Origin of the sequence: Pseudomonas sp. PDM03 (assembly GCF_014852385.1) — a bacterium.
GTDB classification, from domain to species: domain Bacteria; phylum Pseudomonadota; class Gammaproteobacteria; order Pseudomonadales; family Pseudomonadaceae; genus Aquipseudomonas; species Aquipseudomonas migulae.
Map to the genome: position 1 here is coordinate 107873 of NZ_JACVBM010000004.1, position 13638 is coordinate 121510.

12 protein-coding genes are annotated in these 13638 nt (G+C 60.2%); 4 read left to right on the forward strand and 8 right to left on the reverse strand.

Going from position 1 to position 13638, the window contains the following annotated elements; all coding sequences use genetic code 11:
- Positions 1–3: 3 nt before the first annotated feature.
- From IB254_RS09020 to edd, 8 genes are all read right to left on the reverse strand, one after another.
- Positions 4–849, reverse strand: a complete 846-nt coding sequence (locus IB254_RS09020) for a carbohydrate ABC transporter permease (RefSeq protein ID WP_008032971.1) — start codon at positions 847–849, stop codon at positions 4–6.
- On the reverse strand, positions 842–1750 hold the full coding sequence (locus tag IB254_RS09025; RefSeq protein WP_084319029.1) for a carbohydrate ABC transporter permease: 909 nt from the start codon (positions 1748–1750) through the stop codon (positions 842–844). Before IB254_RS09025 ends, IB254_RS09020 begins: the two co-directional genes overlap by 8 nt.
- Positions 1751–1921: 171 nt before the next feature.
- Positions 1922–3229, reverse strand: a complete 1308-nt coding sequence (locus IB254_RS09030; RefSeq protein ID WP_192417071.1) for an ABC transporter substrate-binding protein — start codon at positions 3227–3229, stop codon at positions 1922–1924.
- Positions 3230–3346: 117 nt separating this feature from the next.
- Positions 3347–4606, reverse strand: coding sequence for an AGE family epimerase/isomerase (locus IB254_RS09035; protein ID WP_192417072.1), 1260 nt, complete (start codon positions 4604–4606; stop codon positions 3347–3349).
- Between the two features lie 216 nt (positions 4607–4822).
- On the reverse strand, positions 4823–6292 hold the full coding sequence (locus tag IB254_RS09040) for an ATP-binding protein (RefSeq protein ID WP_192229115.1): 1470 nt from the start codon (positions 6290–6292) through the stop codon (positions 4823–4825).
- Entirely contained in the window at positions 6282–7013 is a 732-nt protein-coding gene (locus IB254_RS09045) for a response regulator (RefSeq protein ID WP_008031015.1), read from the reverse strand. Before IB254_RS09045 ends, IB254_RS09040 begins: the two co-directional genes overlap by 11 nt.
- A gap of 177 nt (positions 7014–7190) precedes the next feature.
- Positions 7191–8150, reverse strand: coding sequence for a glucokinase (locus IB254_RS09050; protein WP_192417073.1), 960 nt, complete (start codon positions 8148–8150; stop codon positions 7191–7193).
- Positions 8147–9973 (reverse strand): phosphogluconate dehydratase, encoded by a 1827-nt coding sequence (gene edd / locus IB254_RS09055; RefSeq protein ID WP_192417074.1) that lies wholly within the window; start codon positions 9971–9973, stop codon positions 8147–8149. The genes IB254_RS09050 and edd overlap by 4 nt, the downstream gene beginning before the upstream one ends.
- Positions 9974–10193: 220 nt before the next feature.
- Here edd and gap point away from each other — a divergent pair, with 220 nt between their 5' ends.
- The 4 genes from gap (at position 10194) to IB254_RS09075 (ending at position 13532) form a co-directional block, all read left to right on the forward strand.
- Positions 10194–11195, forward strand: coding sequence for a type I glyceraldehyde-3-phosphate dehydrogenase (gap, locus tag IB254_RS09060; protein WP_008031008.1), 1002 nt, complete (start codon positions 10194–10196; stop codon positions 11193–11195).
- 228 nt (positions 11196–11423) lie between these two features.
- Positions 11424–11888 (forward strand): methylglyoxal synthase, encoded by a 465-nt coding sequence (locus IB254_RS09065; RefSeq protein ID WP_192417163.1) that lies wholly within the window; start codon positions 11424–11426, stop codon positions 11886–11888.
- A 77-nt stretch (positions 11889–11965) separates the two neighbouring features.
- The gene (locus tag IB254_RS09070; RefSeq protein WP_008038635.1) at positions 11966–12484 is read left to right on the forward strand and encodes an RNA polymerase sigma factor; all 519 of its coding nucleotides are present in this window, start codon (positions 11966–11968) and stop codon (positions 12482–12484) included.
- Positions 12485–12566: 82 nt separating this feature from the next.
- Positions 12567–13532: a FecR family protein gene (locus IB254_RS09075; RefSeq protein ID WP_192417075.1), complete on the forward strand. Its 966-nt coding sequence runs from the start codon at positions 12567–12569 to the stop codon at positions 13530–13532.
- The last annotated feature ends 106 nt before the right edge of the window (positions 13533–13638 follow it).

Consider the following 13638-nt stretch of genomic DNA (forward strand, 5'->3'; position numbering starts at 1 on the left):
TTTCTACCCCTTGACCGCGCCGGACGTCAGCCCACGCAGGAAATACTTGCCAGCGAATATGTAGACCAGCAGTGTCGGCAGCCCGGCGATCATCGCGGCGGCCATATCAACGTTGTATTCCTTGGCCCCGGTGCTGGTGTTGACCAGGTTGTTCAGGGCCACGGTAATTGGCTGGGCATCGCCACTGGCGAAGACCACGCCGAACAGGAAGTCATTCCAGATCTGGGTGAACTGCCAGATAAGGCAAACCATCACGATCGGGATCGACATCGGCAGCAGGATCTTCCAGAAAATCGTGAAGAAGCCTGCGCCATCCAGGCGTGCAGCCTTGACCAGCGCATCCGGAATGCTCACGTAGTAGTTACGGAAGAACAGCGTGGTGAACGCCAGCCCGTAGACCACGTGCACCAGCACCAGACCGGTGGTGGTGTTGGCCAGGCCGAACTTGCCGAGGGTGAACGAAGCCGGCAGCAACACGGTCTGGAATGGCAGGAAGCAGCCAAACAGCAGCAGGCCGAAGAACAACTGTGAGCCACGGAAGCGCCACATCGACAGCACGTAGCCGTTCATGGCACCGATGAAGGTCGAGATAAAAACCGCCGGCACGGTGATTTTCACCGAGTTCCAGAAGTACCCGCCGACCACGTCCCAGGCCTTGATCCAGCCGATGCCGTCAATGACGGTCGGCCAGCTCAGCAGGTTGCCGGTACGGATGTCTTCCGGGGATTTGAAGCTGGTCAGCAGCATCACGATCAGCGGAATCAGGTACACCGCAGCAGCCAGCAGAAGCGTGGCGTAAATCGCGATGCGGCTGAAACTCAGCGTCGGTTTTCCGAGTTGATTAGTCATGGCGTTTGCCTCGCAGCTCGGAGTACAGGTACGGCACGAGGATGGTCAGCACGGCACCGAGCATCAGCATGGCGCTGGCCGAACCGATGCCCATCTGGCCACGGCTGAAGGTGAAGGAATACATGAACATCGCCGGCAGGTCGGACGAGTAGCCGGGACCGCCCGCCGTCATCGCCGCCACCAGGTCAAAGCTCTTGATTGCGATGTGCGCGAGGATCATGAAGGCGCTGAAAAACACCGGGCGCAGGCTCGGCAGGACGATCTTCAAATAGATGGTCGGCAGGCTCGCACCGTCGACTTGCGCGGCACGGATGATCGACTGATCGACACCGCGCAGACCGGCCAGGAACATCGCCATCACAAACCCGGAGGCTTGCCACACGGCAGCGATCACCAGGCAGTAAACGACGCGATCCTGATCCACCAGCCAGTCGAGACGGAAGCCTTCCCAGCCCCAGTCACGCAGCATTTTGTCCAGGCCCAGGCCTGGGTTGAGCAGCCATTTCCAGGCGGTACCGGTGACGATCATCGACAGCGCCATCGGGTACAGGTAAACGGTGCGAATGAAGCCTTCCTTGCGAATGCGCTGGTCCAGCAACACCGCGAGGAACACGCCCAATACCAGGCTGATGCCGATGAACATGCCGCCGAAGAGCGCGAGGTTCTTGCTCGCGACCCACCAGCGATCGTTGTCCATCAAGCGCATGTATTGCTGCAGGCCGACCCATTTGTAGCTCGGCATGAAGCTGGAATTGGTGAAGGACAGTACGAATGTCCAGATGATGTAACCGTAGAAACCAACCAACACGATGAGCATGCTTGGCGCGAGTACCAACTTGGGTAACCAGCGTTGCAGCGCATCGAACGGTGAGGCTTTGCTGAAAACCGCCACAGAGCTCATCGGGATAATCCATTGGAGAAGTGAGTATCTGTAGGAGCGAGGCTTGCCCGCGAAGGCGGCGTAACTGTCGACAACTCTGTTGAATGTCAGACTGCTTTCGCGGGCAAGCCTCGCTCCTACAAGGGGAACGGTCCCAGAAAATTGCCGCAGGCGAGCCCGCGGCCTCAGGGATTACTGGGCGGCTTTGACAGCCGATGCCAGTTGGGCGCTGGCCTTGGCCGGGTCAGCGTCCTTGTCGTTCATGAAGTTGGTGACCACGTCGAAGATCGCGCCTTGCACGGCCAGGGAAGTGGCCATGTTGTGCGCCATGCTTGGTTGCAGGCCGCCGGTTTTCTCGTCCGCCAGGAAGTCCTTGGCAGCGGTTTGAGCGCAGGCGTCGAAACCGAGCTTGTCCATCTCGTTCAGCATGTCGGTACGGACCGGGATCGAACCTTTGTTGATGCTGAAGACTTTCTGGAAGTCGGTACCCAGAGCAACCTTGGCCAGGTCTTGCTGGGCGGCGATGTCACCCTTGCGATCAGCTTTCAACTTGAATACAGCCATCGAGTCGATGTTGTAGGTGAAGGCTTTTTCGGTGCCAGGGAACGGCACGCACTGGTAGTCCTTGCCGGCGACTTTCTTCGCCGCAGTCCATTCGCTTTTCGCCCAGTCGCCCATCATCTGCATACCGGCCTTGCCGTTGATGACGTCGGCGGCAGCGATGTTCCAGTCACGACCGGCGCGGTTCGGGTCCATGTAGCCGGTGAGTTTTTTCAGCTCGGTGAACGACTTGGTCATTTCCGGCCCGGACAGGGTTTTCTGATCCAGGTCTACCAACGCTTTTTTGTAACCATCGGCGCCCATGACCGAGAGCACCACGTCTTCAAACACGGTGCTGTCTTGCCAAGGCTGACCACCGTGGGCGAGCGCGATGAAGCCGGCGGCTTTGAGTTTGTCGCCGGCGGCGTAGAATTCTTCGAGGGTGGTCGGGGCTTTGTCGATCCCGGCTTTCTTGAACACTTCAGGATTGATCCACAGCCAGTTCACACGGTGAATGTTCACCGGAACGGCCACGTAATCGCCTTCGTATTTGACGGTGTCGGAGACTTTCTTGATCAGCAGGTTATCCCAGCCTTCGGACTTGGAAACGTCTTTCAGGGTGTCGGTGCTGAGCAGGCCAGTGCTGCCCCACTCCTGGATGTCCGGCCCCTTGATCTGGGCAACGCCTGGCGGGTTACCGGCGACTGCGCGGCTTTTCAGTACGGTCATGGCCGTGGAACCGCCACCACCGGCGACTGCGCCGTCCTTCCAGGTGAAGCCGTCTTTTTCGACTTGAGCCTTGAGGACATCGACCGCTGCTTTTTCACCACCCGACGTCCACCAGTGAACAACTTCCACCGAACCTTTGGAATCGGCGGCAAGGCCACTGAGAGGAAATGCACTGAGGGGAAGCAGCGACGCGAGAGAAATGACAGTAGCGAGGCGAGAAATCGCATTCATCTAGTAGTACCTTTCTTGTTGTTATGCATGCAAGTCTGGTGCTTGCGCTGCATAGGATTTTAAACAGGAGTCATCCCCTCGCAGGTAACGAAGGGACGCGTGAATGTCACCGCATGGTTACATAGAACCGCTCTGGGACAGACTCGCCAAGGCACTGGCCATGCTCGGTGCCAGCGGCAGGCGCGGAATCAACACGGCTTGCCAGGCATGATAGAGATCGGGTTTGCCGGCCCAGATATCGGCGCTCGGACGGTTCTGCGGATCGAGCTCGTGATACCAACTGCCCTCGCAGCGGTCGATGAAATGACTGTCACAAAATTCCCAGAACAGTCGGTACCAGCTTTCGTATTGCGCCTCGCCCGTACGTTTAAGCAACGCACTGGCGGCGGCGCTGGCTTCGCAATGGGTCCAGTGCAAACGATGGCGAACCACCGCGCGGTTATCCCAATCGAGGGTGTAGACAATCCCGGGTAGCCCATCGACATCCCAGCCGTGGCGGCAGTTGTGCTCGAAGAGTTTTTGCGCGTCAGTGGCGAGCCAACCGGGCGTCAGCATCCCGGCCTGTACTCGCGCAGCTTCGAGGTGCAGCAACAGCCGGGCCCATTCGAAGCCGTGACCCGGCGTGGTGCCGTAAGGACGAAAACCGTCGGCCGGGTTGTCGTGGTTGTAGTCGCGCAACGGCTGCCAGTCGCGGTCGAAATGCTCGACCACCAGGTAATCGTTGGCGGCTGCGTGACCATGGATCACGCGCTCGACGATCCGTTGCGCGCGGCACAACCAGCGATTGTCTTGCGTGACATCGGCCAACGCGAGGAAGGCTTCGGTGGCGTGCATGTTGCTGTTGGCGCCGCGATAACTTTCCTCTTCACGCCAGTCGCGATTGAAGGATTCGCGCATTGCGCCCTCCTCCTCACTCCAGAAATACGAGTCGATGATGTGGATCGCGTCATCGAGCAAGGCCTGTGCGCCGGGACGCCGCGCCACCACGGCGGAACTGGCGGCCAGAGCAACGAAAGCGTGCAGGTAAGCGGCCTTGCCGGTGTTGTCTTCAAGGGGATGCGCGGTGGCGAACCAGCCACCATGCTCGGCATCACGCAACGGCCCGCGAAGGGCATTGATGCCGTGATCCACCAGCTCGGCAAAACCCGGCAAGCCCTGGATGTGCGCCATGGCGAAGCTGTGGGTCATGCGCGCGGTGTTCATGGTTTCGGCATGGGCGCTGGCCGGCAGACAGCCCTTTTCGTCGAGATTGCCGAAACCCTCGGGGAGCTTCGACGCCTTGGCGAATGCCAGCAGGCGCAAGCCTTCGGAAGCGAGCCATTGCTGATGGGACGGTGCGTTCAGCCAACTGCTGAAGGCGGGTTGGAAGGTGTCCATGGGGTGCCTTTTTTGTTGTTATGACTGCGGGCAGTCTAAACAACGGGCGGTGGCGGGCTTGTAACGAAGGGGGCGAGTTATGTCACCGAGTGGTGACAATTGCAGGGCGTGGCGTCTATTTGCTTTTGTAGGAGCCGGCTTGCTGGCGATCAACGATAACGCTGCGTGTCAGACACGCCGCTATCGCCAGCAAGCCGGCTCCTACAGGGTTGTGTGTCAGTCGATTGATCGAGGCAATTGGAGCGTCACCCGCAACCCACCTTCACGCAGGTTTTGCAGGCTGACTTCCCCGCCATGGCTATGGGCAATGTTGCGCGCAATGCCCAACCCCAACCCATAACCCTGCTGCTGCCCGGCCAGGCGAAAGTGCGGCTCGAACACCTGCTCCAGCCGCTGCTCCGGTACACCCGGCCCTTCGTCATCGACATGCAGGACAAACGCGTTCTCGTCGTCATCGATGTGCAGGTGCGCGTTCTGACCGTACTTCAAGGCGTTGTCGATCAGGTTGCCGATGCAGCGCTTGAGCGCCAGCGGTTTGCCCGGATACGCCGCCAGCGCCCGACCCTGCTGGGTCACGCGACCATTGCCATTGGGCGCCAGATACGGCTCCACCAGGCAATCGAGTACATGATTGAGGTCCACCTGCTCGATGTTTTCGTGGATGTCGGTGTCTTTCACGCATTGCAGCGCGCCTTTGACCAGCAGCTCCAATTCATCGAGATCACGACCGAATTTGGCTTGCAGCTTTTCGTCTTCCAGCAGTTCGACACGCAGGCGCAAGCGGGTAATCGGCGTGCGCAAATCGTGGGAAATCGCGCTGAACAACTGGCTGCGTTCAGTCAGGTAACGGCTGATACGTTCGCGCATCGCGTTGAAGGCGCGACCCACTTCGACCACTTCACTGCCGCCGCCTTCGGCCACCGGTTCGACTTCCGCCCCGAGGGACATGTCCCGCGCCGCCCGTGCCAAACGCTTGAGCGGCCGGCTCTGCCAGTGCACCAGCAGGCCGATGAACAACAGCAAAAAGCCGCTGGTGAGGACGATGAACCAGACTTGCTGCGCGGGCAGGCCTTGCTCTTCAAGACTGGTGTACGGCTCGGGCAACAGCGAGGCGATGTACAGCCACTCGCCCGGTGCCATCTGGATTTGCGTAACCAGCACCGGTGGATTCACCGGTTCAAGGGTCAGTGCGTAATGCGCCCAGGAACGCGGCAGCTCATCCAGTTTCAGGCCACCGTTGAAGATCCGCAGGTCTTCGGGGCTGACAAAGGTCACCGAGATATCGGTGTCCTGGCCAAGCGACTGGCGCAGCACTTCGTCCACCGCTTTGAGCACCGCTGCTTTGCGCGGGGTGATCGGCAGCACTTCCATGCCCAGCGGTTTGTCGTTGAGGGTCACCACGAAACGGGTGCCGCCCATGCTGCGCAACTGGTCGAGCACCAGCGGCCTGAACGCCACCGGCAACGAGCGAAAGTAACTGACACTGGCGGTCATCGAATGGGCAAGGCTGCGGGCGCTGGTGACCAGGCCTTCCAACTGCGTGGCGCGCAATTGCGAGACCCAGATCACGCTCGACAACGTCTGCGCGAACAACACCGCCAGCAAGGTCAGCAGCAACATCCGCCCGAGCAGCGAACGCGGGACCGGAACCTTTGCCGCGAGCTTGCGCAACACCTCAGTGACCATTGCTGGCAACCACATTGGCCGCCAACTGATAACCGCTGCCGCGCACGGTGCGAATCAGTCGCGGCGGTTTTTCGGTATCGCGCAGGCGTTGGCGCAAACGGCTGACGGCCATGTCGACGATCCGGTCCAGCGGCATCAGGTCGCGGCCACGGGTGGCGTTGCCGATGGTGTCGCGGTCGAGGATTTCCTGGGGGTGATCGAGGAATAGTTTCAGCAGGGCGAAATCGGCGCCGGAGAGAATCACTTCTTCGCCATCGATGTGGAACAGCCGATGGCTGACCATGTCCAGTCGCCAGTCATCAAAGGCCAGCACTTCACTGCCGGAACGTTCCTGGCCGAATTGCGCACGACGCAACAAGGCTTTGATCCGCGCCTGCAATTCACGGGGGCTGAAGGGTTTGCCAAGGTAGTCGTCGGCGCCCAGTTCCAGGCCGATGACGCGGTCGGCTTCGTCGGAGCTGGCGGTGAGCATGATGATCGGTACTTGCGCCTGACGCGGGTGCTGGCGGATCCAGCGGCAGAGGCTGAAGCCGTCTTCGTCGGGCAGCATCACGTCGAGGATCACCAGATCGCTCGGCGCATCGTTCAACGCCTGGCGAAAACCGGCGCCGTCGGGCGTGGTACGTACCTGGAAACCCGCGCGGGTCAGGTAGGTGTCCAGCAACTCGCGTATCTCTTGATCGTCATCGACCAACAAAATCGACTTGTTGACTGAGCTCACGGGGCGGCGTCCTTGTTGTTTGAATTGGGCGGATTATGCCTTAAGCACCGATTTTACAAACACCACAAAACCACTGTAGGAGTGAGCCTGCTCGCGATTGCGGTTTCACATTCAACATTTCTGTCGATTGATACGCCGTCATCGCGAGCAGGCTCACTCCTACATTTTGATTGCATTTCAAGCGGGGATTGATTGATCGAGCGCCACACCCGCCCCCATCAGCCCGGAATACGGCGCCGTCACCAGCCACACCGGAATCCCCTTGAAGTAATCGCTCATGCAACCCTTGTCGGCGAAGCACCGTGCAAAACCGCTTTCGAGAAAGAAATCGGCAAACCGTGGAATCACCCCACCGACGATAAACACACCACCGCGCGCGCCCGTGGTGAGCACGTTGTTGCCCGCCACGCGACCGAGCCAGCAACAGAACTGTTCCAGCACTTCCAGCGCAATCGGATCACCCGCCAGGCCGGCGGCGGTAATCGCTTCCGGCGTTTCGAGCACAGGCGTGTGCCCGTCCACCGCGCAAATCGCCCGATAGACGCGCGGCAAGCCGCTGCCACTCAACGCCGTTTCCGCGCTGACATGCCCGATCTCGTTGAAGATGTGCTGCCACAACTGAGTTTCACGCGGACTGCTCAACGGCAAATCGACGTGGCCACCCTCGCCCGGCAATGCAGCAAAACGCCCTTCGCCGAGATCGAGCAAAGTACCGACGCCCAACCCCGTGCCCGGACCAATCACCACCGCCGGGCGCAACGGTTCCGGCGTGCCTTCGCAAACCACGCGGAATTCGCCTGGCTGCAAACGGGTCATGCCCAGCGCCATCGCCGAGAAGTCGTTGACCAGCAGCAGTTGCTCCACTTGCAAGGTCTGGCAGAACGCCTTGCGGCTGAGGCGCCAGTGATTGTTGGTGAACTTGAATTCATCACCGCTTACCGGGCCGGCCACTGACAGACACACGGAACCAATCGAGCCCGGCGCCAGCTCCTGCCCGTTCAGATAGACGCTGATCGCCTCTTCCGGGCTGGGAAAATCTGCCGTTGCCAGCACCTGGACCGATTCCAGCTGCTGGTTTTTCCACAACGCGAAACGTGCGTTGGTCCCACCGATGTCACCGACCAAAGCCAGTTTCAATTAAGCGTCTCCAGGGCAGAAGTAAAGGCGCTGGCGCCCTGCTCTGCGGAGCTGAAGGCCATGCGCATGAAACCAAACAGTTCGCGACCGGTGCCAATGTTGTTGCCCAACAGGCCTTTGGCAGGTTCGCGCGCAGCAAATTCGGCGGCGTCCACCTTAAGCTCCAGGGTGCCTTTGACGCCATCGACGCGGATGATATCGCCCTCTTGGACTCGCGCCAAAGCGCCGCCCACATAAGCTTCGGGGCTGACGTGAATCGCCGCCGGGATTTTCCCCGAGGCGCCGGACATGCGTCCGTCGGTGACCAGCGCGACTTTGAAGCCGCGATCCTGCAGCACGCCAAGGAACGGCGTCATCTTGTGCAGTTCCGGCATGCCGTTGGAGCGCGGGCCCTGGAAGCGCATCACCGCGACAAAGTCCTTCTCCAGTAAACCGGCCTTGAACGCATCGGCCAGATCCTGCTGATCCTGGAACACCATCGCCGGTGCTTCGACGATCTGGTTTTCCAAGGCGACTGCCGAGACTTTCATCACGCCACGGCCGAGGTTGCCTTCCATCACGCGCAAGCCGCCCTCGGGCGAGAACGCTCGAGCGACTGGACGCAGGATGGTTTCATCGAGGCTGTCGGTGACGCCTTCGCGCCATACCAGCTCACCGTTATCGAGGAACGGTTCCTTGGTGTAGCGGCTCAGGCCGTGGCCCAGAACCGTGTTGACGTTTTCGTGGAGCAGGCCGGCTTCCAGCAGTTCGCGGATCAGGAACGACATGCCGCCCGCCGCCTGGAAGTGGTTGATGTCGGCTTTGCCGTTCGGGTAGACGTGGCTCAGGGTCGGCACGACTTCGGAGAGGTCGGCCATGTCCTGCCAGGTCAGTTGAATGCCCGCCGCCATGGCAATCGCCGGCATGTGCAACGTGTGGTTGGTCGAACCGCCGGTGGCGTGCAGCGCCACGATGGAGTTGACCAGCGAACGCTCATCGACGATTTCGCCGATCGGCATGAAGTTGCCATTCTGCTTGGTCAGGCGCGTGACCTGATGCGCCGCTTCGCGGGTCAGGGCATCGCGCAACGGCGTGTTCGGGTTGACGAAAGAGGCGCCCGGCAAGTGCAGCCCCATGACTTCCATCAGCAACTGGTTGGTGTTGGCGGTGCCGTAGAAGGTGCAGGTGCCGGGGCTGTGGTAGGAGTTCATTTCCGATTCCAGCAGCTCTTCGCGCGAGGCCTTGCCTTCGGCATAGCGCTGACGCACATCGGCTTTCTGCTTGTTGGAAATGCCCGAGACCATCGGCCCGCCTGGTACGAAAATCATCGGCAGATGACCGAAGCGCAACGCGCCCATCATCAGGCCCGGCACGATCTTGTCGCAGATGCCGAGCATCAGCGCGCCATCGAACATGTTGTGGGAAAGGGCAACAGCGGTGGACAGCGCGATCACTTCACGGCTTGGCAGGCTCAGTTCCATGCCCGGCTCGCCTTGGGTCACGCCATCGCACATCGCCGGGGTGCCGCCGGCGAACTGGCCGACGGAGCCGATTTCGCGCAGGGATTTTTTGATCAGTTCAGGAAAGACTTCGTACGGCTGATGCGCCGAGAGCATGTCGTTATATGACGAAACAATCGCGATGTTCGCGGAGTTCATCATTCGCAGGCTGTTCTTGTCTTCGGTGCCGCAACCGGCCACGCCATGGGCGAAGTTGGCGCATTGCAGCTTGCCGCGCATCGGACCGTCGCTGGCCGCACCGCGAATGAGCGCAAGGTAAGCCTCGCGGGTTGCGCGGCTGCGGGCGATAAGCCGTTCGGTGACCTCAAGGACGCGGGGATGCATGTGTAGAACTCCAGGCTAACGGATGTGGCGACCTGATTGTCTATGCTGATCAAGAGCCGTTGTCGATGGGATGACAAACGGCTTTCTTGATCATTCGGACCAGTTGATTCAGGTCACTCGTTGTAGATTGAACAAAATATTGCCACTAAAAAGGCTTGTTTTCTATTTTTATGCGAATAATCTTGTAATTCCAACAACAAAACGACGGCGGCCCTGTTAAATGACTCTTCGAATCGCAATCAATGGTTTTGGCCGTATCGGCCGCAACGTCCTTCGCGCACTGTATACCCAAGGCTACCGTCAGGATTTGCAGATCGTTGCAATCAATGATCTGGGCGACAGCGCGATGAACGCTCATCTGCTCAAGTACGACACTGTTCACGGCACGTTCGACGCCGATGTCCAGCATGATCAGGAAAGCCTGACCGTCAACGGCGACCGGATTTCCGTCAGCGCCATTCGTAACCCGGCCGAGCTGCCCTGGGCCGCGGAAAAGATTGATGTCGTGTTCGAATGCACCGGTTTGTTCACCGACCGGGCCAAAGCCGCCGCGCATATTACGGCCGGCGCGCGCAAAGTGATCATCTCCGCACCGGCCAAAGGCGCCGACGCCACCGTGGTGTATGGGGTGAACCACGACATTCTGCGCCAATCGCACCAGATTATTTCCAACGCGTCGTGCACCACCAACTGCCTGGCCCCGGTGGCCCAGGTGCTGCACCGCGAGCTGGGCATCGAAAGTGGTTTGATGACCACCATCCACGCCTACACCAACGATCAAAACCTGACCGACGTCTACCACACCGACCCGTACCGCGCCCGTTCGGCCACCCAGAACATGATCCCGAGCAAGACCGGTGCGGCCGAAGCGGTCGGCCTGGTGTTGCCGGAACTGGCGGGCAAGCTGACCGGCATGGCCGTGCGTGTGCCGGTGATCAACGTGTCGCTGGTGGACCTGACCGTGCAACTGAAGCGCGAGGCGTCGGCCGATGAAGTGAATGCGCTGCTCAAGGAAGCCAGCCAGCATTCGAAGATTCTGGGCTACAACACGTTGCCGCTGGTCTCGAGCGACTTCAACCACAACCCGCTGTCGTCGATCTTTGACGCCAACCACACCAAGTCCAGCGGCAAGCTGCTGAAGGTGCTGGCCTGGTACGACAACGAATGGGGCTTCTCCAACCGCATGCTCGATAACTGCCTGGCGCTTTGCAACGCCGAGTAAGTTGGCGTCCGTGACACCGCTATCGCCAGCAAGCCGGCTCCTACAAAGTCGCGTCGCACCCGATCCCTGTAGGAGCCGGCTTGCTGGCGATGGCGGCCTCGAGATCGCTATCGCCGGCAAGCCTGGCTCCTACAAGGTTGCGGCGTACCCGATCCCTGTAGGAGCCGGCTTGCCGGCGATGGCGGCCTCATGAACACCATCGTCGGTAACCTGCCTACGGAATACCCCATGATCGGTATCAGCTTCACGCAAAAAACCGTCGCCGCGCGCAAACGCATCGCCCTGGTCGCCCATGACCACTGCAAGGTGTTCCTGCTGGACTGGGCCGAGCGGCACAAAGACAAGCTCGCGCAACATGAACTGGTCGCCACCGGCACCACGGGTTTGTTATTGCAACAACGCCTCGACCTGCCCGTGGAAAGCATGATCAGCGGCCCATTGGGCGGCGACCAACAACTCGGCGCGCGAATCGCCGAACAGCGCGTCGACATGCTGGTGTTCTTCTGGGACCCGTTCGAACCGCAACCCCATGACCCGGACATCAAGGCATTGCTGCGGGTCGCGGCAGTCTGGAACATTCCCGTCGCCTGCAATGAATGCAGCGCCGACTACCTGCTCAGCAGCCCGTTGATGGATCAGGCACACGCACATCGCATTCCCGATTACGCGACCTATTTGCTGGGCCGCGCATAAACCTTCACAAATCAGGACTTGACCACTGCAGCGGATGATAAGCATTATCATTTGATCGAAATGGATCAGGTCCTCCCGTGAGTCAATCGCGCTTCAATCACGTCTTCATCGCCCAGCGCGTCTCTCTGCTGCGCACGCTGGAGCGGATGGTCAACAATCACAGCACCGCCGAAGACCTCTTGCAGGAGACCTACCTGCGCGTGACCCGTGCGCTCAGCGAACGGGCCATCGACCACCTTGAACCCTTTGTTTTCCAGACCGCACGCAACCTGGCGCTGGACCATTTGCGTGCGCGGCGCATTCAGTCCCGGACGATGCTCGACGACGTGCCGATGGACGTGGTGGAAAGCATTGCCGCGCCGGCCAGCAGTGCCGAGGACGCCGCCCATGCCAAACAATTGCTGGAGCGTTTGAACGTGAGCCTCAGTGAACTCAGCGCCCGTCAGCAGCAGATTTTCATTCTCAGCCGTTTGCATGGGCACAGCTATCTGGAGATTTCCGAGAAGCTCGGCGTGTCATTGAGCACGGTGCAAAAGGAGTTGAAGCTGATCATGGCTATCTGCATCGGTGTCGCCGAACGGTTAAACGGCGACTGAGCAAGCAAGGCTTTGCTACCCTTGCCCACTTTCAAGCTCCACTAAAAAAACAGCCGTGCACAGACACTGCCGAGGAAACACCGTGACGGACACCCACCGCTCCCCTCCGCCCTCCCCGGCGCGGGACTCCGCAAGTGCGATGGACCAGGCCCTGGACTGGCTGATCGTGCTGGGCAGTCCGAGCGAAGAACAGTCTCGCCAGTTCCAGGCTTGGCTGGACGCCGACCCTTTGCATGCGCAAGCGTTCGCCAAGGCCCAGGCCATCTGGGACGGCCCGCAAGTCGTGCAATGCGCGCAACACCTGGCCGCGCTGCCACCCAAAGTCACCGTGTTGTCGCGCCTGCGCCCGCACTGGAAACCGTTGGCCACTGCTGCCGTGTTGATCCTCGGCCTGTTCAGTTTCAGCAACCTGCCCCTGCGTCTCCAGGCTGATCACCTGACGGTGGTCGGTGAGCGTCAGCGCCTGCAACTGGAGGACGGCTCGAAAGTCCTGCTCAATACCAACTCGGCGTTTTCCAGCACCATCAACGATCAGCAGCGCGTCGCCCGGCTTTATCAGGGCGAAGCGTTTTTCGAAGTGCAGGCCCATCGCGGCCAGCCGCTGGAAATCGACGCCGGACCAGTGAAGGCCAGCGTGCACGACACGGCGTTTGCGGTGCGGTACCTCGATGGCGTGACGCAGGTTCAAGTGCAGCGTGGTGATGTCGACTTGCGGGCGACCCGCGACGACGCACGGATTCGCCTGTCTGCCGGCGAAAGCATCCGCATCGGCCCCAACGGTTTCGACCGGCCGGCCAGGCTCGATGCCGCGACTGACCTGGCCTGGGTCCAGGGCCGACTGGTGTTTGAAAACTGCCCGATGAGCCAGGTGCTGGCGGAGCTGCGTCGCTACTATCCAGGCTGGATCATCAACAACAACGAGCGGTTGGCCGACGTCGCCGTGACCGGCAATTACCGTCTCGACCAGCCGCTGGACGTGGTCCGCTCGCTGGCGCACATCACCTCGGCGCGGCTCCAGGAATATCCGGCGCTGGTGATCCTGAACTAAATGAGAATTATTTTTACTCGATAGCTGAAGCTCGTACGTCTCGTTATAGCCAATGCAATTGATTCGCATCTTCATATGCCAATCAGCACCTATAAAGATTCGTGCG